Source organism: Gabonibacter massiliensis (assembly GCA_001487125.1).
In the GTDB taxonomy this organism is placed as follows: Bacteria; Bacteroidota; Bacteroidia; order Bacteroidales; family Marinifilaceae; genus Gabonibacter; species Gabonibacter massiliensis.
In genome coordinates, this window is sequence record LN913013.1 from 1379349 (window position 1) to 1401846 (window position 22498).

Below are 22498 nucleotides of genomic sequence, written 5' to 3' on the forward strand. Positions count from 1 at the left end.
CTATTCCTACCATTCATATTTTACTGAAATCATAATCTTCTGAATCGTCTAATCACAGAATCCCTCTATTGTTAATCGTACCATCACTCCGACATTCTCCCGTAACAAGTTTCCTTCGTCCCCATAAATTCCGGCTTCCGTTTTAAACGGTAATCTTCTCCAGGGAATTCCGACCTCCATTCCCCATGAACATTGTCGTTTTACCCGCTCAAAAGGCTCCCGGTATCTCCCGTAATTCAACGAATAGGAAAACCTTCCCCAATAAGAAACCTTCCCGGCAATCCACCCTTTGATCCCTAAATAATGAGCGATCACCCGGTTATTATACATCCCGATAACGACGCCCTCCTTATTCTTTGGGTTCGGCAACAAAAAAGGCGTTCCGATGATTCGCCCGTCTGTCGTCCATCCCGATTTATATTCACCATGTAAAAAATAATCATCCCTTCCCCCCACCTTCTTCCATCCGTAGCCGGGAGCATCAGGATCTTGCTTTTCCATCTCCGCGGGAGTTGCCGGACGGTCGTGATACGGTCCCGACTGGTATTTGGTATAAAGGAACTCGTAGATCACATCCGTACACCATCCCGACCGATTCCCCGCCCCGTAATAAAAGGCATAAATCCCGTCGGGGAACGAACGGAAATCCGTTCCCGAACCATCCTCGAAAGGAATATCATGGTAAAACGTCAACGTGTAACGGTCTCCCTTGTAATTAATCCTCAAATGCTCCCGTCCCAAATGGTTTCCCAGGGCATTGTTCTGTGCACTGCCCGAAGCATCACTCCCTCCTTCGCTACCGGCCACGATACGGATATAGTCTTTCAAAGAGGAGGGCTGTTTTCCCAAATCAGGTGAAATTCCGCCCCACTGGGCATAATGATCCAATCCCACGATGATATCCCATCGTCTATGCGGCGTAATCCGTAGAAATAGCGACTTATGATGCAGGCGCACCTTCTCCGCGTACCGTTTCCCGATCATCCGGTAATCCCCGTAACTAAAACGGAAAGCCAATACCTTGCCTATAAAAGGTAAAGGTATATACTCGCTTCGCAAATTATACCCCGGATTCACCCGTGCATTACCCGATTGAACAAAATCCCCGTTGGTCGAAGAGACCCCGTTGTATTGCGTGTCCGGATGTATCATCCCGATATCCAAACGTAATCGCCTCCAACGGGCACTCGCGTACAACTCATCCACTGACACCCGGTTATTCCCTTTCTCACCTATCCCCACACCCGAAAAACCATAAGCCGTTTGAATCTTCCTTCCCTCCCGGAAATCGGAAAACAACCCAAGCCTCAACACCCCTCCCGCCCGATCCGGCATAGCTCCCCAGCGATCCCTGCCCATCCAAAAAGGCAAAACACCCCCTCTCCCGGCATAACCGCTAAGCTCCCCGACATACCCCACCTCCCGCTTTTGCGCACAAAGAACAAAGGATAATAACAACATTATCCCGAATAAAATAGCCTTCAATAATTGTAAATTTTAAATTGTAGATCCGATAAATTCTGTAATTCTGTGATTCAATGATTTAGTAATTCCGTGATTCTGTGATTTGAATTTAATCACCAAATCATCTAATCGCATAATCATTATATCTCCCAATCCCTAAATCATCTAATCCTTTTATTGGAAAAGAATCCCACTCTTTTATATTATAAATAAAGTGCTATCCATCTGCTTTTGAATAGCACCACCCTAAAATTCATGATAAAACAGATAATTTCGACTGCAAATCGCTGATTGTAAAATAATTTTTAATTTACGATTTATGATTCAGTCAGTGATTTTATCATCTTTAACTCATAAATCTAAAATCCGAAATCGTAAATCTTTTTCTGTCATTTAACAAATCCTATAGGATTACATTTTACATGTACCGATTTGATTTTCAAGTGCGATTGTTAATAATTTATGTTTTGGTATCACGTTAGTATCATTTTTTACCTTCATAATCCGGTAATATGTACCCGATCCGATTCCTCTCTTTTAATCCCCGGTCTTTTGCTTGCAACTCGGACAAGGTCTGATTTATTAATTCGAGTTGCATTCTAGTATCTTCATTTATGTCGTTTTGATCCATAAAAACCTCTTCCATATACTGTTTAAGTTCCTTTATTCGGTTTTCTAATATTTCGATTTTATCACCTGAAGGACTGTATAGAACTTGTCGCACGGCAATGAAAGCACGCATGATATTAATATTTATTTCGATGGCAACCTCACTATTCAAAATAGAAGAAAGCATCGCTACACCCGATTCTGTAAAAGCAAAAGGAAGGTATCTAATACCACCCCTCTTGTTTGAGGTCACAATTTGTGACCTCAAAGTACCGAATTCTTCTTTAGTAAGTTTAAACATAAAGTCCACAGGAAATCGTCTTATATTACGTTTTACGGATTGTTTCAATACCTTTGTTTCTGTTCCGTACATTTCCGCAAGGTCGAAATCCAACATCACCTTCTGACCTCGTATTTCATATATCTTACTTCGAATTAGTTGTAGTTGATCCATTCTGATTGTAAATTAATTTACAATTTATGATTAAGATTCTGATCTTACCCTCTTTAAATCGTCAATCTAAAATCTACAATCGTCAATCTTTTTCTGTCATTTGACAAATCCGATAGGATTACGCGGCTTATTTTCCAATTTCTTTTGTGCTTGTAATTCTGCCAACGTTTGATTGATAAGCTCCAATTGCATCCGGGTATCATCATTAATATCATTGTAATCAACGAATACCGATTCTATGTACTTCTTAAACTCTTTTAATTCGCTTTGAAGCTCTGATACCTTATCCGCCGGGATCTCACTTATCACTTGACGAACAGCAACAAAAGCACGCATTACATTGATATTTACCTGAATTGCAATATCGGAATTTAATATTCCTGAAAGCATTGCTAAACCTTGTTCTGTAAAAGCATACGGAAGTTTACGAACTCCACCCCAACTTGATCTTCCAAAATGGAATATCAAGTTTACTTTTAATTGATCAAATTCCTCTTCCGTGAGTTGAAACATGAAATCGCCGGGAAAACGTTTAATATTCCGTTGAACAGCCTTATTCAAATTACCGGTTGTAACCCTATACAATTCAGCCAAATCTTTATCAATCATCACCTTCCGACCCCGTATCTCGTAAATCTTACTTCGAATTAGTTGTAGTTGATCCATTCTGATTGTAAATTTTAAATTGTAGACCCGATAAATTCTGCGATTCAATGAATTAGTGATTCCGTGATTTAAATTTAATCACGAAATCACCTAATCACCTAATCCTCTAATCACTTAATTCTTTAATCTCTAAATCACTTAATCATTATATTTCATTCCCGATACATTATCACGATATTTAGGCCTACAATACTTAAGTTTTTATAAGATTTCCGTTTTCACGACAAAGATTTGAACACTGACTCTTTTAAGCTATTGGTTTTACAATTTCAATTTTTAACCCGAGAGCACCAATAATACGATAAAACATAGCAACACTCGGAGTTATTACTCCGTTTTCAACACGAGAAATATATGATTTTGTTGTATTTATTCTTTTAGCTAATTCTGACTGAGTTACCTTTGCCTCTTTCCTCGCTTCTAATAAAATTTGCCCAGTATAGTAAGCATACGCCTCCTCATCAAATCTTGCACGTTCTGGGGTCCCGGGAACTCCAAACTCTTTTTCTAATTCTGCGCTAATATCAATTAACATGTTTTCTTTTATACACATAATATTCCTCCTTTATCTTTAAAGCCCTCTCTATCTCTGATACTAAAATTTTACGAGACTTTTTTTGAAAACCATTAAACAGTACAACTATTTTTTCCTCATCAAAAATAAAAAAGATACGATATATATTACTATTATACTGCATACGTAATTCATATAATTCATCACGTACAAATTTTATGAATCTTGTAGGAATACGATCTTCTGTCTCAAGTAACGAAAGTATATACTTTACCTTCAGCCTTTCTTTCTCTGTCAATGTAGAGAGAAATTCATTATAATACCGACCGTATGCTATTATTTTTCTTCTCACTTACAAATATAAATAAAGTTTCAATATAATGCAACTCAATCTTTTTTCTTGGTAAAAAGATAACAAGTTAAAAAATCTTCATAAATCCATGAACAACAGTACTACCCGGAAATTACGCCGGATAGTACCTACACTACTAAACCTTAAAACTATTATTATGAAAATATCAGGTCGAATAATGCAATCTGGCTCTAAAACGAGCATTCGGCACCGTACTGTGAACATGAACCGAAATCGTGGTGTTCTTGCCGAAATAGGTTTGTAAACTACAACTCACACTCCCGCCGGAAGGAATCCCGCTCCAATCGCCTCCACCGCCTTTCGAACTTCTGACCGACACGTCGAACAAGGCATTAGGCGGAGCCAGAATCGTGGCAGTAGCTTTGATCGTGGCCCCCCAACCGTTTTTACTGATGGAATAACTCCCGTTCCCTTGCGCGTCAAGATTCATCTCGAAATCAATGTCCCCACTGATTTTTAAATTATCACTCTCGGTCATGGCAAGTCCTGCCTTTTCCGCTACCTCATCGAGTTGCGAAAAAATAGAATCAAAATTTTCAGACATCACTCGTAAATTTAAATCGAACAGAATAAATTCTTACTGACGGTCCTGAAAAACATCATAGATCATCGTGTACATTACCACAAAACAATCACACTCGACCGATCTTTATACTCCTTTCTCCGTAATCGGCAGACAAATAAATAATGAACTATAAAACTACAACATTAAATCATAAAAACAAAATACAACCACGATTTGTTCATTATTGGAATCAATTCATATACACTTTCATCTATTTGATTATAAATCTTTTTATTTGGTTTTTTAATCCCTGTATAAATAATTCCTGCATCCAAGCTAATCTACAATCTGTCCATCGTTGTGGATGATTTGTAACCATCACCCGTTCCGGAAATTCTTCGGACTTCACGGCTCGAATAATATCCGAGGTAGAATGGTAAACCCACCCTTTCCGTTCCCACGTTCCCTGTAATTCAGGAATCTTATCCCTAACACTAACCCGGTAGCCATCCCATCGTCTACCGGTATCCGTCACATAAAACAGATTAGAAAAATCAATATCCAGATAAGGCTCGGCAATAATTCCCAACTCCCGGTAATCGTATTTTTTCCAAATATCCTTACTATCCCAAGGTGAACGCGGACTTCCGTGCATACAAATGGTAGCAACCGGCACCAGTCTCCTCAACCGCTCCAGATTCCGGCAAAAATCTTCGTAAGCTTTATCGACATCTCCGTGACAGGTAGTCAAACTCTCGTAATGATACCCCACTTCATGTCCCAAATCCCGGATTTCCCGGATAATCCCCTCATCCCAACTTTCCGGCACAGCCCGGAAGTAGTAAGTCCCCCGAATTCCAGTCTTCGCCTGTACCCCGGCAAACGCCAACGAACGCCCGGGACATTTGTCCACATCATGCCGTAAAATGATCAGCTTTTTATCTTCCGGTTTCCCGATATAATCTTCAAAAGTCTGGAAAGCATAGCAGGTTTTCAGAACTGCAAGTAACTCCTGATAAGTTTTAAGTGTAAAGTCCATCTTCTAAGATTATAAAAACAACCGAATAACTTCAAAAGCTTCAGCAAACTCACACCCGACTTGTACACCTCTGGTCCTAGCTAAAGAATAAATAAACTCATCCGATAAATAATCTCTTTTCCCTTGTGAATGATACTCTTTTAATGCCTCGACCTTTGCCTCGATATTCCGTTTACTCAGCCGTACAAAACACTGGGTATTAAATGTCAAATTATTCCATATAAGTTCATACCCGAGTATTGTCGTATTTTTAAAAGCACGCAATCCTTCCTGAGCAATAGTAGTATGATCCTGATGAATATCGTGTAAACTGGGAATAAAAACCAAATCATAAGTCTGTTTTTTTCTAATCTTTATCAATTCTTCCAAAATTTCCTGACGGACATAGTTCAATTTACGCACTTCATAATTATAGATTAAAAGATTTTCTGCACGTATTCCTAATCTCCCTGTCGCATTTTTAACCTCTGTTTTCAAAATATCCTTCGGAAATCCTTCTGGAACAGATTCTTCAGCTGTTGAGAAAGCAGCATAAGTAATTTTCTTCCCTGACGATATTAAAGAATGAATGGTTCCCCCCAAACCTAACTCTCCGTCATCAGTATGAGGTGCCAATACTAAAATATTATTACAATTTTCAAGCATAATAATTATTTACGAAGTTCTTTTGCAGGATTACCTACCACTATCGTATGCTCCTCGACATTCTTAATAACGACAGCACCTAAGCCGACATAACCAAAATCCCCTATTACCGTTTGTTGTTTTACGGATGCGTTAGGAGCGATCCAGCAATTCTTACCCAATTCAACTCCTCCACCCAAAGAAGCACCGGCAATCACCAGTGAATTTTCACCGATTTTGTCATTATGAGCAACATGAACTAAATTATCTATTTTAACATGATCGGCTATAATCGTATCGCCTAAGGTTCCCCGATCTACAGCCGTATTCGCACCTATGTAAACTTCATCGCCGATAATAACTCTACCAAAATGCGGGAAATGTACCGGTACTCCTTTTTCATCGAGTTCAAAACCGAAACCATCTTGTCCGATTACCGCTCCGGATTTTATGCAGCAATTTTTACCGATAACTGTACCGTCATGTATCACTACATTAGGATAAATACGTGTTCCATCCCCGACAACTACATTCTTCCCTACATAACAATTCGCTCCTATAAAAATATCTTTTCCAAAAGTGGTACCATTTTCGATAATAACTGTAGAATGAATTCCAAACACTTTCTCTTTTACAAAAAATTCTTGCAAGATTTTAAGATAATCCAAACGAGGATTCTCCGAAAGGATATAAGAACAAGATATTTTCCCTTTATACTCATCTGTCACTATCGCCAGAATATTAGTAAACCGATTTACCTTTGCAAGATAATCCTCATCAAATTTCTTCGCAAATACCAAACTATGTTCCTGTATATCAGAAATTGTCGAATAAAATCTAATCTCAATATCATCACCTTGGAACGATCTATTCAAAAACTTAGCTATTATTGAAGCTTTCACCATAAGATTCATTTAAAATTAAACTGATATTCAGGATTATTTTTCATGACCTCATAACTTTGAGGCCAATTTTCTATAAACCATACCATAAACGCCACCACATCTATTCTATAGGACAAGGCTGCTAACAAGTTTCTTTTACAAGCCATTGGATAGGCAGTATTTTCCAGAATTTCTTTTATTTTATCCATTACACCGTCAAAATCCTTATAGGCGGTCAATAGTCCTTCCCTCTCTTGCTGCCTAAGAACAGAGGCTAAAGGAGAATCTATGGAACTACAAATAAAGATAGTGGGCACTCCTAACATCGCACCTTCCGAAGCCATCGTTCCCCCTTCGCTAACTAACAATTGAGCATCACACAATACATCATGAATTTTTTCAGGTGATATAGTAATACGATAAGGTTCAAAATCTTTTGGTAGTCTCTTCTCCGAGGTAATGAAAACTCTACCTTTTCTTTTTAAATACGCTATAAGCTCTTTTTTATTATCTACCGATAAACCTCTTAGTCCCATATCATGAGAGGCATTCCACCCGACAAATCTGATAATAAAATATTTTTCACCAGGCTTTAATCCCAATATAGAATGCCCTGATTGCAAATGCTGAAAATTGTTTGGATGAAGATAAGCCAATTCATGATATCCGGAATATCGGATTTGTTTCTTACCCAAACTACAAGAAATACTGTCCGGCGTTAATATGGCATCAGTAAAAGGTACATATAAACGCATCTGTTCCTTATTTCCGGTATCTTCCATTGCGATACATGGTTTCCGTAATAACCAAGCAACATGAGCAGCATAAGGAGACCCATGGCTTAAAAATAGATCCGGTTTAAATTTCCGAGCAACATTAAATTCTTTCCAATCAAATTTCAACATTCCCCAGACTTTTCCCAAAAGTGATTTATACTTTTTACCAAAAGATTTAAATTGAAATCCTTCTTGCTTTAAAAGTGTAACTTCAAATTCCTTATCCCGGCATGTAAACAATACTTCATGACTTTTAGCTATCATTTCTTTTGCAAAATTCTTAAAAAGATGCACATGTGCAGGATGTCCGATATCTATCAATATTTTCATTTTCTTGCTTTTAATAATTTCACCCCTAATTTTCCAATTTGAAACAACAAAGGCTTAGTGACACATAAAAATCTCCCGTGTTCTACAAGTTTACCCCCGAATTTTGCTTTAAAATCTCTCACTCCATATCCTTCATCCGGTTTACCTGCCCCCATCATATCAAATAACGGAATATCATGATCAGTAGCATATTTGATTCCGCTCCAAGTAGCCAATGTCGAAGGATATATATTTTTGAATTTTCCATCCAAACCACATGCAAACCATTCATACACTACTCGATTTTTCAATATCACACAAACAGTTCCCCCTATAATTTCTCCCTTCAAACGAATCAACAGAAATTTACCAAAATGTTCTCTATAAAGCTTATTAAAGAATTCAAAGGGAAATAAAGGAGTTTTTACACGTGTTTTGTACAACTCCAAAAGGATATCATAATAATTTTCAACTTCTTGGAAGGTCGGTTCATCAACTATTTCAGCTCCATCTCTTAAAGAAGTTCGAATATCCCTTTTCCGACTATTTCCCAAGTTTTTTTTCACAACATCTTCAGAAACACAATTCATATGAAAATTCAGATGAGCTTTATAATCAAATCCTACACTTTCAAATACAGGTCGGAATAAAGAGTAATCATTATAATTTCGGAATTCAATATATATTGCTTTTGAAGCAAGTTCTTTTTTACAAAATAGCAATAAACTCTTCAATGCTTCCTCACTAATATCATTGGACAATAAAGCACCACCAGGAACAATCGCTCTTCTGGAAAAAAACTGTTTCAATTTTTCCCCATCTTTTTGAATATAACCAACTACAACCCCCTTTAAAATATCATTTTTAGAAACAGCAAAAACAAAGGGCTCCATAAATGATAGGGATGCATAAAAATCATAACATTCTTTTGATTGAAAAAAAGAGGCTGATTTAGACCTACTCACTAAAAGTTCCCATTGATCAACGTTTATTTGATCAATCTTATTAAATACTTGTATCACAGAATATTATTATAAATTTCAATAATTCTTTTTGCTATATTTTTACTTTCTAAACCTAAATCCGAAATTCTTTGCCGCCCATTTGTTCTACTACACTCTTTAGAAAAACAGATGGCTTTTTTCAATTGCTTAGCACAATCATTAACATCAAAATTTGTGAGAAAACATCCTTCCTCATGATTTAATAACCAATCAACATCTCCCACCTTTGTCGCAACAATCGGACAATTACAGGCCATAGCTTCTTTTATTGCATTGGGACTACCTTCCCATAAACTTGTCAATACCACGACATCAGCTGCATTATACCAAAAAAGTGTTTCCGCATTAGGGATATTCTTTAAAAAATGTATCTGTATATTAGTATCATTAATCACATTAATTGCACTCTCAAACAAAGAGTAATTTTTTTCATACCGTCCAGGATCAGCGGCAAAAAGTAAATGTTTCCGATTCAGATCCCATCCTAATCTTTTTCGACTTTCAGTTTTATCTAAAGGTTTGAAACGCTCCAAGCTGACTCCATTAGGAATGACCAAAGCCTTTCTAATACCCAACATTTTTTTCATATCCACCGATTTGACTATTATTACCTTCCAAGAAAACAAAAAAGTAAATATCCGAATGATGTATTTATAGTAACATCCGGCCTGAACATCGCTCCCCATCAAGGAAGCAATCAGTGGTTTCGCACCAGCAAGACTGGCAACAAAAACGGACAATGAGTAATGAGCATGTACAATATCAAAGTCACTTTGTTTTAAAAATCTCCTAAGAGGTAAAACATTCTTTAGATATCCCCACAACCCTTTCCCTTCAATTGTATAATATTCTATCCGGCATCCCTCTTTTTCTAAAGAATCTCCTTGATTTCTAAGAATAGGACTAATTCCCCGATTTGAATTTCCACTACTTACAAAAAGAACTTTCATAACATCTTTTCAAAACACAAATCCATACCAATAAAAAGGTATCAACTCAATAATTTATTAACTACCGGACGATATTTCCCGGTCTTAGTTAGTTCAATATCATCCTCAAAAGAAAATTTAATTTCTATTTTACCTAAACGTTGCTGAATATTTTCTCTGAAAAAAATCTTCTCTTCATCTGAAAATTCATCAGCAACTACTCGCAATAACAATTGATCCGACGCCATTTGAACAACTTGAAATCTCCGAAGATTTCTTTTCTGTGCAACATTGCTATCGAAAAAAAGATGCCAGAAATAAGCCCAATGCAAAAATTCGCCGTTTACACCAATAATATAATCACATGTACGTCCCAATATTTCTTTTATTAACGTACTCTTTCTCCCGCAAGGACACTCTTCCTTGCTTAAAACTACCTGGTCTGCATTCCAGTAACGAATAAAAGGCATGGAGTAATTATCTAAATCAGTTATAATCAATTCATTATTGTTATTTATCTCTAATATTACTCTTTCTTCCGTTACATGTAACCCATTATGCTTCTCACATTCGTAAGCAATTCCCCCAATTTCACCACATCCATACTGATCAAACAATTCCGCATGAAAAATCTCTTTAAATAAGGTCCGATGTTCCAATGTTAATGGTTCTGCCGTCGTAGAAATAGCTTTTATATTAAAATCTAATGTCTCATTTTTTAATCGTTTCGCCAAAGAGAAAATAAACTGCGGGTATCCTCTAATCCATACAAACTTACTTTTAAATAAAGCTTTTTTTATATTAAAATAGTTTTCCTCTGTCGTATCATATACATCAAAAACTTTTTCATTTTGAATGTAGTGTATAAAACGAAACTTTAAACTATTTATAATTCCATGTTTTACAACATGACCTCCCATTAATATCAATTTTTTATCTCGATCTTTTACCTTCATCCAATTATTTTGAAAACGCTTATAACTTCCCCATACCGAACTACGTGTGTTTGCATCATTTCTTTTAAACAAAATATTTCCAGTTGTTCCCCCCGTTTGTGATGTCTTTACACCTTTGATTTCTCTAATATTCGTAGGAATAAACTTTTCATAATTAGCTTGAATAAGCTCTTTAGTAAGAATAGGAAATAGTTTTAAATCCTCAATACTCTTTATATCTTCAATTTTAATATTATTTTCGTTCATATATTCCCGATAATACGGAACATGCTCATAGCAGTGGCAAAGCAGTTTTCTCAACTTAATCAATTGATATTCTCTCATTTTTTCAATAGAATACCATTGAGTTTTTAAATATTCTTTATAGTATCTATTAACTTTTTTCCCAGATAATAGATCCATGAAATATGTAATATTCATGCTATATATTTAAAAATTATTGTAATTTTTGATTTAAAGAAACTTCCGAATAATTGCTTTATGCATTTACACATTAAAAATTAATCCCATAAGATTCTGATAAAAAATCTAATCTATTTAACTCGTTAGTAATTATTTATCGACAGAAACTAACCTTTGTTAATATAAATCCTTCGTCTATTCACATAAAAGATCATACACTATTTTTTAGCCTTACTATTTTTTTTCTATAATTGGACAAGAAACGTAATGTAATTCCTATATAGGTATAAAACAATGCATTAGACAAGACAGCATCTATATTACCGGAAGAAGCTGATATAAATCTCAATAAAAGTAAACTGACAGAAATAGCAAAAAGGTAAACTGAAACCGGATTTCTTCGAAAAAGAAGAAGCGGGATTCCGCATTTTAAACGAATTAATAATACAAGTAAGTAAACATGTATACCAAAATAAAAAAAAATCCCTATAATACCTGTACCGTGTAGCAACGCCGAATAATCACTATGTATCTGTCGAGGTCCAAATTTTCCATGTCCGTAATTTCCAACAGAATTAAACGGTTCCTTCCCCAATAACAATAATACAATATTTCCTTCATACAAAATTTCATCACATACAGCCTCCCATTCTTTCACTCGCCCTTCTTCTTTGAAATGCTCAGTTACAAAAGCTTGTTCACGTCGAGCAAGTTGACTTTCAATAGTGTCTTTAAAAAAAGACATTATACACAAAATCAATGTCAAAAATAAAAACACATACTTTCTTGCAAAAACAGTAGAACGATAAAATGACTTATATCTTGATAAGTAATAATTTACAATTCCATAAATAATCATTATTCCCAAAATAATCATGAGAATAACAGTTCTTTTCATAAAAATAATAAGAAAAACAAAACAAAAAATGGACAATAAATAAATCCACCACTTTTTCTTTGGGTAAAAACTTAAGATCAAAGGTAATCCCATAAGAATATACACTATTAAATATAGAGTATCGCTATATATATTTCCTGTAGAAAACATATTCTCATTTCTATAGCCATAAGAGGTATGCCATTTAAATACGTTAGCGACAATGAGATAAACAAATATCAATAATAATAACAAGATGTTTATTTTTAGGAACTCTCTAATTTTAAAGCTATTACTAAATATACTATAACTTAGAGGTAAACACAGTATTCCAATAGCACACTTACAATAAATTCTCAAAGAGATTTCGAGACTCGACGAGTTAAAAAAAATCAACAATAATAATAAAGACAGGAATAGATAGATAAATATAAATTTGGGAATCACTCTATAATAAAAAAAACAAGCATAAACAAGAAAAGCAAACCATGAAACGTTTACAATAAGACCGATGAACGATCCTTTTTCAAAAAAGATAGAGACAGAAGTAGAGTACAAAAGACTGATCGGAAAAAATATGATATACATAAAATCAATAAAACCTAATGAATCTTTTTTCATTTATTAAGCATTTTAAGATTTACTCTAAAACCATATAGATAACTCATTATTCTCAAAATATAATAAAATAAATAGTTATTATTCACAAAAAGGAAGTATTAATTTCATTTATCTTTCTATTTTCCATAAATATTTTGAAATATTCTTTTCTTTTTTTGTTTATAACTATATAAATACACCCATAAAGCCATTCCCCCACGAGTCACTAACAAAACAACCGCAGCACCTAAAAATCCCCAAAAATAAATCAAGGGAAAAGAGATAATGAAACCAACAATTGAGCATGCTACCGTTATATTTCTTAATTCCTTTTCTTTACAAATTATAACTAAATAATTTGTCCCATAAGCATCTAACACTCCCAATAAAAAAGGAGATAATGCCAATATTTTTAAAACAATTATAGAATCATCAAAAGAATTTCCCAACATAATATGTATAAAAAAATCAGCACCTAAAAACAATACAAGACTTAATAACAGAGAGATGGATAATGAAATTCTTACAAAGAAATCATGTTTATCTATCCTTCTAGACAAAAATGGATAAAATGTTCTAGATAAAACTTTTGTTACAATACTACTTATAGAAGTCAATTTAGTTCCTCCTTCAAAAATCCCTACTGCAAATTCTCCTTTCATATAACTCAGTAAAATGGTAGAGAAATTATTGTATATATTCGGAATAAAAATAGTTATAAACATATTCCAACTCTCTCTTATCTTATTTATAATCAAACTATAAATAGGCCTAATAATAATCAGCTTGAATTTCTTTATAATAATACCAAAGGATATCAGACCTGCAACTAAAAAACCGACTGCAGATAAAATCGGCTGGTATATATAATCATCCTCACTCCTAATCACAATAAATATCAATGAAGTGAATATCAATTTAGCAATTATATTCAAAATTGTTATGTACTTCATTTCCTCCATTGCTTGGAAAAACCATTCGGGGAACAAAATATACCCGGGAATATATAAGAATGTTAATACTAAAATACAGCGATTCTCATAAAAAAAAGGAATAAGAAAAATCAATACAAGCAATAGGCAAAAACTCAGAATCATTAAAATAATACGTCCATACATTACAGTACAGAAAACTTCTGATATGTATTTCAAATTGTTCCTATTTTTTGCAATATCTCTTACAGCAGTATAATTAAAACCAAAATCTACAACTGTATGAAAATAAGCGATGACAGACATAGCAAATGCTAAAACACCAAATTTTTCTACACCTAACACACGCGCTAAATAAGGTAACGTTATAAGTGGAAGTACATAATTTGCTAACTGCAAACATAAAAGCGAAGAAAAATTAGATACTAATATCTTTGTATTCCGACTCTTTAATCGAGATTTTAGTACTTGTCTTAAATTCATCACTTTAAATTATTCCAATACCATTCGCAAGCCATCTTAAAACCTTCGGCCGCATCATATTTCGGGGCATATTCCAATATCCGTTGAGCTTTCAAAATAGAAGCCTGGGAATGCGGGATATCTCCGGCACGTTCGGGACCGTAGGTCGGTTCAAGTGCCGCAATCCGGGGATCATGGAAAGCCAGATTATGACGAAGGGTTTCATACAAGGAATTTAAAGTGGTATTACCACCGAAAGCCACGTTAAACACCAGATTAATCGCGTGATCATCCGATAGTTCCAAATTGTAAAATTTCGCCCGTTGACGGATCAATTCAGTCGGAGTTGTCATTGCTTTTTCATTAGCCTCGATCACATTGGCAATATAGGTAAAATCCCGGGAAAAGGAACCGTCTCCATTGATCACGGGACTCTCTCCTCGAAGCAATTGTTTTACCCAAAGCGGAATTACGGCCGCATAAGCCCCGTTCGGATCCTGACGCTTCCCGAATACATTGAAATAACGCAACCCGATGCATTCGATCCCATAAGTTTTACTGAATACATCAGCATACAGTTCATTGACATACTTGGTAATGGCATAGGGAGAAAGCGGACGACCGATATGTTCCTCGACCTTGGGTAACTCTTTGGAATCCCCGTAAGTAGAAGAGGATGCCGCATAAATGAATCGTTTTACCCGTGCATCCCGAGCCGCGACCAGCATATTCAGAAAGCCACCGATATTCACTTCATTCGTGGTAATAGGGTCTTTGATGGAACGGGGAACACTTCCCAAAGCGGCCTCGTGCAATACATAATCGGCTCCCCCGACCGCTTTCCGGCATGTCTCCAAATCCCGGATATCGCCTTCGATAAAGGTGAAAGCCGGATGTTCGATAAACTCAGACATGTTTTCAATATGACCGGTTGCCAGATTATCCAAGCAAACCACCTGATAACCCTGCTGTAAAAAATACTCACAAAGGTTTGAACCGATAAAGCCCGCGCCCCCGGTTACCACTATTTTTAAAGTATGCATCTTCTAATTGTAAATTTTAAATTGTAAATCTGATAAATTCTGTGATTCAATGATTTAGCAATTCCGTGATTTTGTGATTCAAATCTCCTAATCATTATATCTCCCAATCACATAATCACTTAATCCTTTAATCTCTTAATTTCTCAATTGATCTTTAGATATCTTTTTACCACTTTCCCTACATGTCTAAATGTATCCGGAAGCAGGTTCATTATGCCTCCCATGGCCCGGTAGGCATCGGAAAGCAATTGCATATCGGTATTGTTCTCTAACTGGTACTGGAGTTTCCGCATCTTATCGGAAACGCACTGCCTGGCTTTCCTGAGTTTTCGAATGACGGCCCGCCGTTTCAAGACGCTATCCCGGCTTGTCCCTTTTATCTCGTCCCACTCCCGGCACGACTCTAAAAAGTCTTCGACCATCTTGTACAAGGGTTTACCGGACAGCACCCCGTTCGGAACCTCGGTCAAAGCATTGATAAAATATTCCAAGGAAAGACGAATCTCTCCAAAGCACTCGGCATCCGCCCCGACGGATTCCAATTGCACCAAGTCATCCAATAGAGCGGTCAGCATCTTTGTCCGGTAGTAATTGACTTTCCACAGCGGAGTCCCGCGACTACCATCTACCGGACAAGAGCGGTTCGTATTTTCAACTTTATTCATTACTAAACGCAAATAGATATCCTCTTATCCAAGAACAGAAGAGGAACGATAAGTTATATCCGAAAAAATATTCGAATTACGGTATAGCTGTTTTTATTCCGTTTCTTTATTGATCTCCCAATGACCTCCTTTAGCAGGCCCCACTCTCAAAATTATCTTATTCTTCCTTAGTTGTTGTAGATTCCATTCGACTCCACGATGCGATAATCCTGTTATTTTCACCAACTCTTTTTGTGTTATAAAAGGATTAACCTTTATCGCTTCTACTATTTTCTCCACAGTTTTCTCCACAGAATCTTTTAATCCGCTATCTTCGATTTCGGCCGTTGATATTTTTTGTCTTTCATAGCTTAATTCCGAAAAACAACCGTTTCCCATCACGTAAAAATCATACTTCATCGTGGGATAAGATGCGATAGCTTCCCGAATACGGGTAAATCTCCCCTGAACGGATATCGGCTTTACAGGCTTATTTACCACCTGAAAGATAACCATGCTTTATTTCGAAATACCAATTTCATTTGGGGGCACGATGCATTAGGAAATCCCGAATAGAATAATGTCGGATTCCCTTATAAGTATTTCCTGAAAAATCATCTTCTGACACGACTATTTTAGGAAAATTATCCGGTATTTTCAACAAGTTTCCAAATTCCCGTTCTATTGTTTTTTCAGCATTCAATTTTAAAGCAACTTGAACATAGAGTTTTTCCGATGCCTTCTCACAAATGAAATCGATCTCTTTATTGCCATTATATCCTATATTAATTTTATAACCGTCATACAACAAATGATTATACACCACGTTTTCTAAAATCTTTGCCTTATCCGTTATTCTATAACCGATAATAGTATTACGAAGTCCTAAGTTTTCAAAATAATACTTCTCCCCGACCTCAAAAATCCGTTTACCAACCATGTCGTAACGCTCAACCCGATGTATCAAAAAAGCATTTACAAGATGTGAAACGTACGTTTGTATCTGATTTACCGAAATAGTCACCCGTTGGGATTTCAGATAATCACTTATATTTTTAGCAGAAAAAAGACTTCCGGTATTCTCAGCAAGAAATTGAATCAGTTTTTCTAAAAAAGCAATATTACGTACTTTATACCGAGCAACTACATCACGAAAAATAATGGCAGAATAAACACTTTGTAAATAATCATCAACAATTTCATCCCTCAAAGCTAAATTTACCAAATAAGGCAAGCCTCCATACCTGCAATACTTATCATAACTTTGAAAAGAATCGGACAACTCGTGAAATTGTAAAAACTCCGGATAAGAAAGGCTATATATCTTAAACTCCACATACCTACCACTCAAGTAAGTTCCCAACTCACCGGAAAGCAAATGTGCATTACTACCCGTCACATAAATGTCATTTTCCTCATTTAATACCAAAGAGCGAAGTGCTTTTTCAAAATCTTCAATTTCTTGAATCTCGTCAATAAAAATATAGTTTAGACGTCCCGGTTCCCGACGTGACTCTATATACTGATGTAAATCTATAGCTGTTCGTATGGACTCAAATTCAAAATTTTCACAATTAATATAAATAACAGATGCATCCGGTTCCTCATTTTGTATCTTCTCTATCAATTGAAAAAGCATATAACTCTTTCCTACACGCCTTTGCCCTGTTAATACCTTAATGATAGATTGCTTCATAAAAGGTACAATGCGTGAAATATATTGTTTTCGTTCTTTTATATTTTTTGGAATTCTCATCTCGAAAAAGTTTTAAGTATGATTCAAACTTCCACAAATATAGGCAAAAGTTTTAAATACGATTAAAACTTTCCGTAAAATTCCATAAGGTTTTAAATATACTTAAAACTTTTAAGCCGAACGTTTCCGTTTGATCAGGATGTTGTTCCAGATTTTCCAAAAATAGTTCCAGTCCGTCAAAAAGGGGTGTTGCAAATAGGCTTCCAAATAACGGCGTTCACTGGCCTCTATCTCTTCCAAATTTTTAGGCATATCCGCGTAAAAAGGAGGCAAAAGTCCCGGTTTGGTACGGATACGCAATTGCTGCAACTCCGGGGAGTAAAGACTGTAATAATGCTGGCTCAACGGACGTACCCCGATCAGCTTCATGTCGCCTTTCAAAATATTGATCAGCATCGGCAATTCATCCAACCAACATTTACGCATAAACCGGCCGAAAACGGAAATCCGGTAATCATCCGCGAATTTTCCGCCTTCCTGTAAACGGTTATGCTGATAGATATAAGGTTGCAGGTATTCGGCATAGGCATGCATAGTCCGGAACTTGTATACCCCGATCAATTTTCCGTCTTTTCCCACCCGTCTCAACCTCACCAAAGGCCCGTAACTGGGTGAAGGATCTTCGAAAGGCGGTTTGGTTTTGACCGCAATCACGTAAAGCAGACCGTGAATATACTCTTCCTGTTTTACCTCGAAACCGCAACAATACAACCGTCCTAATATCTCCGGACGGGGAAATACCCGATAACGACCTCCCGTGAGAGTAAAATAGATTTTTTTAAGACAAGGTAGTTTCGGACAAATCCGGTTCCAAGCATAATCCGTCGTATAGATCAAATAGTTTAATCCCCAGGGATAGATACCTAATATTTGAGATTTGCGTATTTCACTCGTCTGACAACAGCAAACAAAAACATCTCCTACATTCAGTAATTTATTTACATGAATAAAAAACTTATTCACCCGACGAATCTTATTCACCCGGGACAGGTTCACGAACATATCGAAACAGCCGCGGGAATAACCCTCCAACTCCTCCCGCTCTTTAATAGCCATTAATTTCGTTTCCCGGGCAAAACGAGCCTCGTAAGTATTCCTCCACCTCACGGGATTACTCATGGGATGACACCGGAGCAATTCCAACAATTTTTTTAAATCGGGACTCTGTTCTCCCGTTAACATCCGGGCCGCATATTTTGCCGACAACCGATGATAACGTTTTATTGCCTCATCCTCCTGTTGGAAAGGAATTTTGCGCATGACCAACAGCCGGACGACAAGATAAAAACAACACTCCAAAAGGATTAATGATCCGACAACTATGACATAATTTCCGCCACCGTAAAAAGTCAGCTCTAAAATCTCATACAATGCATAAAGCAGGACAGCAGACAATACGTCCACCAATCCGATCGTAATAAAAGCATAGCGAATCCGTTGAAATTCCGTGAAATTAAGTTTCCGCGAAATCACGCCCAACAAAACCCAGAGGCACGCGGCACTTCCCGATATCCACCATCCGGGAAATCTTCCTATCCAACCGGAGCCCCCGAATACCAGGACCACCAGTAAAAGATCGAAAAGGATTAGTATTCCCCATTTCCGGGTCGTTTTCATGCTACTATTCAGAGATAAATAAACCGTAAATTTTTCTTCTATACCTGTTCTTACAAACTCCAGTATTTCAACGAATGTATTTTCTCCCGCAAAATTCCTTTAATATCTACTAAAAGAGCGTTCTCATAAGTCAACGACTTAAAATAGGTCTCGTCCAACATTTCATATTCTTTATGGGAGACTGCCACAACGACCGCATCGTAATTATCGCGGGGTTTTTCCACCAATTTAAAACCATATTCCTCCTGCACGGCTTCCGAATCGGCATGAGGGTCGACAACATCCACATCCACACCGAAATCCCGTAACTCCCGAATGATATCGGCCACTTTCGAATTACGAATATCCGAAACATCCTCTTTGAAGGTTACCCCCATAACCAAAACCCGGGCTCCCAATACACTTTTACCCATGGCAATCAATTTCTTTACCATCTTCTTGGCGATATAGGCACCCATCGAGTCGTTGATAAAACGCCCCGCATTTATGATCTGGGGATGGTATTTCAGCTCTTTCGCCTTATGTACCAAGTAATAAGGATCGACCCCGATACAATGCCCCCCGACTAATCCGGGATAAAACTTCAGAAAATTCCACTTCGTCCCAGCGGCTTCCAACACATCGAAGGTATTGATGCCGATCCGGGAAAAGATAATAGACAATTCATTCATCAAAGCGATGTTGACATCCCGCTGGGTATTTTCGATTATCTTCGCCGCTTCCGCCACCTTAATACAGGGAGCGGGATGAACACCCGGTTCCACCACCAATTCGTATACCTTGGCAATCGTCTCCAATGCCTCGGCATCGCACCCCGAAACGATTTTTATCGTATTACTCAGTATATGTTTCGAATCCCCCGGATTAATCCGCTCGGGAGAGTAACCGATTTTAAAGTCCCGACCTACTTTCAGGCCGGAAATCTCTTCCAACAAAGGCAAACAGTCCTCCTCCGTGCATCCGGGGTAAACGGTGGATTCGAAAACCACGTAATCACCCTTTTTCAAGACTTTCGCCACCGTCCGGGTAGCCGCCAACAAGGGCTTTAAATCCGGCTGATTGTATTCGTCTATGGGGGTTGGAACCGCCACAATAAAAAAAGAGGCAGCCCGTAATTGATCCACGGAAGAGGTGAATTCGATATCGCTATGATCGAACGCCTCAGGCGGCAGCTCTTCGGAAGGATCGATCCTATTCCGCATTTTCTCCAGACGATCCTCTTTGATATCAAAACCGACCACGGAGATCTTTTTGGCAAACGCCAAGGCAATGGGCAACCCCACATACCCCAAACCCACCAAGGCTAACTTCGCTTTCTTAGAAACCAATCGAGTATACATAAGCGTATTATTTATTAAAATTACCAACCAAAGGGATGTTCCTCCAATACCAATTCAGCCAAAGGGTGATAATCCCCGCAAAGTCCGATAGGTTTCGCGTGACGGATATCGTGCACGATTTGAATGGAGGTACGGGCATCTTCCAAACCGTATCCTTCGCCGGCAAGAATATGCCGGTAGCTCTCCGTGTGCAGATCGGTAAAACCGTCGCTGAACTCCATTTCCTCTTCCTCTATGCGAAACGAACGAAATGTTCTTTTCCCCGCTTCCTTTACTTCCGGCGGAAGAGTATCGTAATTAATGCTTAAAAAGTAACGGACATGAGCCCTGTCAAAACGCAATAACCCAGCCACCCGGTCATGACTGCTCACGTACACGATATTATCCCGGACGGGACCGAACACCCAAGAGAGCATATCGTAAAAATGAACCCCGATATTGGTGGCTACCCCACCGCTTTTCCGGCTATCACCTTTCCAACTCGTATAATACCAATTGCCCCGGGAGGTTATATAGGTAAGATCGACATCGTATATCTTCTCTTTCGGTCCCTCTTCTATTTTTTTCTTTAAAGCCAGAATCGCCGGATGATGCCTCAATTGCAAGATCGTGAATACCCGGTGTCCCGTTTCCTCTTCCACTTTTTGCAGGGCATCGATATTCCAGGGATTCAATACCAACGGTTTCTCGCAGATAACATCCACCCCCAAGCGTAAAGCGTAACGCACGTGAGCGTCATGCAGATAATTCGGCGTACAAACGGATATCATATCCACCTCCTTGTCCGTTCCTTTATTTTTCGAAAGGTGACGGTCGAAAAGCTCGAATTCCGTAAAGAACGATGCTTGCGGGAAGAAACTATCCATGATTCCCACGCTATCGAATACATCGTAAGCGGCTACCAACCGGTTTCCGGTCTCTTTTATGGCACGCAAATGCCGAGGGGCGATATAGCCTGCAGCCCCGATCAATGCAAAATTTTTCATTATACTTTATTAATATAAAATCTTAGTTTATTTTTTCCAGATAGGATCCCGGTATATAAGACGTCGCGATAGAAACTACTCCTTCCAACCGGACCACCACCCGCTTATGTCCCTTTACCCGGACCAACTCTCCCTCTAAACCGACAAATGGGCCCTTGATCACACGCACCTTATCCCCCCGCCGTAACTCCTTGTTCACGATCTCTATCACTTCATCCGAGAAATCGAGCAGAAACATAAAATCTTTCATCTGCTTATCGGGAATAATCAGCGAACGACGAGTCTCCCGATCCCTGATATAAACAATGTTAAGAGAGTAATCATTCAGCAACACAAAACTCGTACGCCGATCCGTCCGTAAAAAAATCAACCCTCGGACAAGAAGCTCACGAACCTTTTTCCGTCCCTCCGGTTCCTGTCGCACGACCTCCTGAAGGGGCAGATAATTCTCTACATTCAAGGCATCCAATTTCTTTTTTATACTCATCTCCTGATTCACCCTCGTGTAGGCCGCATACCAGTATTTTTCGTCGTCCCGTATTACCATATTAACCATAACGATATTACTCCTTACCCATCTATCTTCACGAACCCACCGGACACGCTTCGCGCACGAACCCTGTTCCGGCTTATTCTTCGTTAACCACGCGTCAATATTTTAGTTTCTTAAACAGAAACCAAATACCGAACTTTATACTTTCTTATCTGCACTTCAAATACGGTACATCACCTA

At 37.7% G+C, this 22498-nt stretch carries 23 protein-coding genes; all 23 read right to left on the reverse strand.

Annotated elements, in window-relative coordinates:
* Window positions 1–48 precede the first annotated feature (48 nt).
* On the reverse strand, window positions 49–1485 hold the full coding sequence (locus BN3283_RS10130) for a capsule assembly Wzi family protein (RefSeq protein ID WP_286137638.1): 1437 nt from the start codon (window positions 1483–1485) through the stop codon (window positions 49–51).
* Between the two features lie 463 nt (window positions 1486–1948).
* On the reverse strand, window positions 1949–2527 hold the full coding sequence (locus BN3283_RS10135) for an ORF6N domain-containing protein (RefSeq protein ID WP_059026571.1): 579 nt from the start codon (window positions 2525–2527) through the stop codon (window positions 1949–1951).
* 96 nt (window positions 2528–2623) lie between these two features.
* Window positions 2624–3193: an ORF6N domain-containing protein gene (locus BN3283_RS10140; protein WP_059026572.1), complete on the reverse strand. Its 570-nt coding sequence runs from the start codon at window positions 3191–3193 to the stop codon at window positions 2624–2626.
* Between the two features lie 247 nt (window positions 3194–3440).
* A complete protein-coding gene (locus BN3283_RS10145; RefSeq protein ID WP_059026573.1) occupies window positions 3441–3746 on the reverse strand; it encodes a helix-turn-helix domain-containing protein in 306 nt (101 codons plus the stop codon).
* Window positions 3718–4059: a type II toxin-antitoxin system RelE/ParE family toxin gene (locus tag BN3283_RS10150; protein ID WP_041502915.1), complete on the reverse strand. Its 342-nt coding sequence runs from the start codon at window positions 4057–4059 to the stop codon at window positions 3718–3720. The genes BN3283_RS10145 and BN3283_RS10150 overlap by 29 nt, the downstream gene beginning before the upstream one ends.
* Before the next feature lie 166 nt (window positions 4060–4225).
* Window positions 4226–4624, reverse strand: a complete 399-nt coding sequence (locus BN3283_RS10155; protein ID WP_059026574.1) for a hypothetical protein — start codon at window positions 4622–4624, stop codon at window positions 4226–4228.
* A 232-nt stretch (window positions 4625–4856) separates the two neighbouring features.
* Window positions 4857–5624, reverse strand: a complete 768-nt coding sequence (locus BN3283_RS10160; protein WP_059026575.1) for a polysaccharide deacetylase family protein — start codon at window positions 5622–5624, stop codon at window positions 4857–4859.
* A 9-nt stretch (window positions 5625–5633) separates the two neighbouring features.
* The gene (locus BN3283_RS10165; protein ID WP_059026576.1) at window positions 5634–6269 is read right to left on the reverse strand and encodes a PIG-L deacetylase family protein; all 636 of its coding nucleotides are present in this window, start codon (window positions 6267–6269) and stop codon (window positions 5634–5636) included.
* Window positions 6270–6274: 5 nt separating this feature from the next.
* The gene (locus BN3283_RS10170; protein ID WP_286137639.1) at window positions 6275–7153 is read right to left on the reverse strand and encodes a UDP-3-O-(3-hydroxymyristoyl)glucosamine N-acyltransferase; all 879 of its coding nucleotides are present in this window, start codon (window positions 7151–7153) and stop codon (window positions 6275–6277) included.
* A gap of 5 nt (window positions 7154–7158) precedes the next feature.
* Window positions 7159–8238: a DUF354 domain-containing protein gene (locus tag BN3283_RS10175; protein WP_059026578.1), complete on the reverse strand. Its 1080-nt coding sequence runs from the start codon at window positions 8236–8238 to the stop codon at window positions 7159–7161.
* The gene (locus BN3283_RS10180) at window positions 8235–9239 is read right to left on the reverse strand and encodes a lipid II:glycine glycyltransferase FemX (RefSeq protein WP_059026579.1); all 1005 of its coding nucleotides are present in this window, start codon (window positions 9237–9239) and stop codon (window positions 8235–8237) included. Before BN3283_RS10180 ends, BN3283_RS10175 begins: the two co-directional genes overlap by 4 nt.
* Window positions 9236–10171 carry a glycosyltransferase family 4 protein gene (locus tag BN3283_RS10185; RefSeq protein ID WP_059026580.1) on the reverse strand — a complete coding sequence of 312 codons (936 nt, stop codon included), beginning with the start codon at window positions 10169–10171 and terminating at the stop codon, window positions 9236–9238. The genes BN3283_RS10180 and BN3283_RS10185 overlap by 4 nt, the downstream gene beginning before the upstream one ends.
* 41 nt (window positions 10172–10212) lie before the next feature.
* Window positions 10213–11526: a phenylacetate--CoA ligase family protein gene (locus BN3283_RS10190; protein ID WP_059026581.1), complete on the reverse strand. Its 1314-nt coding sequence runs from the start codon at window positions 11524–11526 to the stop codon at window positions 10213–10215.
* Window positions 11527–11719: 193 nt separating this feature from the next.
* Window positions 11720–12640, reverse strand: coding sequence for a hypothetical protein (locus BN3283_RS10195; RefSeq protein WP_147625581.1), 921 nt, complete (start codon window positions 12638–12640; stop codon window positions 11720–11722).
* A 482-nt stretch (window positions 12641–13122) separates the two neighbouring features.
* Entirely contained in the window at window positions 13123–14400 is a 1278-nt protein-coding gene (locus tag BN3283_RS10200; RefSeq protein WP_082667094.1) for an oligosaccharide flippase family protein, read from the reverse strand.
* Complete coding sequence (locus BN3283_RS10205; RefSeq protein WP_059026584.1) at window positions 14400–15422, reverse strand: SDR family oxidoreductase; 1023 nt, start codon at window positions 15420–15422, stop codon at window positions 14400–14402. The genes BN3283_RS10200 and BN3283_RS10205 overlap by 1 nt, the downstream gene beginning before the upstream one ends.
* Before the next feature lie 143 nt (window positions 15423–15565).
* On the reverse strand, window positions 15566–16087 hold the full coding sequence (locus BN3283_RS10210) for a hypothetical protein (RefSeq protein ID WP_059026585.1): 522 nt from the start codon (window positions 16085–16087) through the stop codon (window positions 15566–15568).
* A 93-nt stretch (window positions 16088–16180) separates the two neighbouring features.
* On the reverse strand, window positions 16181–16582 hold the full coding sequence (locus tag BN3283_RS10215) for a winged helix-turn-helix domain-containing protein (protein WP_059026586.1): 402 nt from the start codon (window positions 16580–16582) through the stop codon (window positions 16181–16183).
* Window positions 16583–16604: 22 nt separating this feature from the next.
* Window positions 16605–17822 (reverse strand): ATP-binding protein, encoded by a 1218-nt coding sequence (locus BN3283_RS10220; RefSeq protein WP_059026587.1) that lies wholly within the window; start codon window positions 17820–17822, stop codon window positions 16605–16607.
* 111 nt (window positions 17823–17933) lie between these two features.
* The gene (locus BN3283_RS10225) at window positions 17934–19439 is read right to left on the reverse strand and encodes a sugar transferase (protein ID WP_059026588.1); all 1506 of its coding nucleotides are present in this window, start codon (window positions 19437–19439) and stop codon (window positions 17934–17936) included.
* Window positions 19440–19489: 50 nt separating this feature from the next.
* Window positions 19490–20779, reverse strand: a complete 1290-nt coding sequence (locus BN3283_RS10230) for a nucleotide sugar dehydrogenase (protein ID WP_041502904.1) — start codon at window positions 20777–20779, stop codon at window positions 19490–19492.
* 20 nt (window positions 20780–20799) lie between these two features.
* On the reverse strand, window positions 20800–21765 hold the full coding sequence (locus tag BN3283_RS10235) for a Gfo/Idh/MocA family protein (RefSeq protein WP_059026589.1): 966 nt from the start codon (window positions 21763–21765) through the stop codon (window positions 20800–20802).
* 22 nt (window positions 21766–21787) lie between these two features.
* Entirely contained in the window at window positions 21788–22321 is a 534-nt protein-coding gene (locus BN3283_RS10240; protein ID WP_350308231.1) for a UpxY family transcription antiterminator, read from the reverse strand.
* Window positions 22322–22498: the final 177 nt, after the last annotated feature.

Bases quoted from the DNA above. Each gene is read 5' to 3' on its own strand.
- BN3283_RS10135 (WP_059026571.1), bottom strand. From the start codon at position 2,527: ATGGATCAACTACAACTAATTCGAAGTAAGATATATGAAATACGAGGT.
- BN3283_RS10140 (WP_059026572.1), bottom strand. From the start codon at position 3,193: ATGGATCAACTACAACTAATTCGAAGTAAGATTTACGAGATACGGGGT.
- BN3283_RS10145 (WP_059026573.1), bottom strand. From the start codon at position 3,746: ATGTGTATAAAAGAAAACATGTTAATTGATATTAGCGCAGAATTAGAA.
- BN3283_RS10155 (WP_059026574.1), bottom strand. From the start codon at position 4,624: ATGTCTGAAAATTTTGATTCTATTTTTTCGCAACTCGATGAGGTAGCG.
- BN3283_RS10160 (WP_059026575.1), bottom strand. From the start codon at position 5,624: ATGGACTTTACACTTAAAACTTATCAGGAGTTACTTGCAGTTCTGAAA.
- BN3283_RS10165 (WP_059026576.1), bottom strand. From the start codon at position 6,269: ATGCTTGAAAATTGTAATAATATTTTAGTATTGGCACCTCATACTGAT.
- BN3283_RS10170 (WP_286137639.1), bottom strand. From the start codon at position 7,153: ATGGTGAAAGCTTCAATAATAGCTAAGTTTTTGAATAGATCGTTCCAA.
- BN3283_RS10175 (WP_059026578.1), bottom strand. From the start codon at position 8,238: ATGAAAATATTGATAGATATCGGACATCCTGCACATGTGCATCTTTTT.
- BN3283_RS10185 (WP_059026580.1), bottom strand. From the start codon at position 10,171: ATGAAAGTTCTTTTTGTAAGTAGTGGAAATTCAAATCGGGGAATTAGT.
- BN3283_RS10190 (WP_059026581.1), bottom strand. From the start codon at position 11,526: ATGAATATTACATATTTCATGGATCTATTATCTGGGAAAAAAGTTAAT.
- BN3283_RS10200 (WP_082667094.1), bottom strand. From the start codon at position 14,400: ATGAATTTAAGACAAGTACTAAAATCTCGATTAAAGAGTCGGAATACA.
- BN3283_RS10205 (WP_059026584.1), bottom strand. From the start codon at position 15,422: ATGCATACTTTAAAAATAGTGGTAACCGGGGGCGCGGGCTTTATCGGT.
- BN3283_RS10210 (WP_059026585.1), bottom strand. From the start codon at position 16,087: ATGAATAAAGTTGAAAATACGAACCGCTCTTGTCCGGTAGATGGTAGT.
- BN3283_RS10215 (WP_059026586.1), bottom strand. From the start codon at position 16,582: ATGGTTATCTTTCAGGTGGTAAATAAGCCTGTAAAGCCGATATCCGTT.
- BN3283_RS10220 (WP_059026587.1), bottom strand. From the start codon at position 17,822: ATGAGAATTCCAAAAAATATAAAAGAACGAAAACAATATATTTCACGC.
- BN3283_RS10225 (WP_059026588.1), bottom strand. From the start codon at position 19,439: ATGAAAACGACCCGGAAATGGGGAATACTAATCCTTTTCGATCTTTTA.
- BN3283_RS10230 (WP_041502904.1), bottom strand. From the start codon at position 20,779: ATGTATACTCGATTGGTTTCTAAGAAAGCGAAGTTAGCCTTGGTGGGT.
- BN3283_RS10235 (WP_059026589.1), bottom strand. From the start codon at position 21,765: ATGAAAAATTTTGCATTGATCGGGGCTGCAGGCTATATCGCCCCTCGG.
- BN3283_RS10240 (WP_350308231.1), bottom strand. From the start codon at position 22,321: ATGGTTAATATGGTAATACGGGACGACGAAAAATACTGGTATGCGGCC.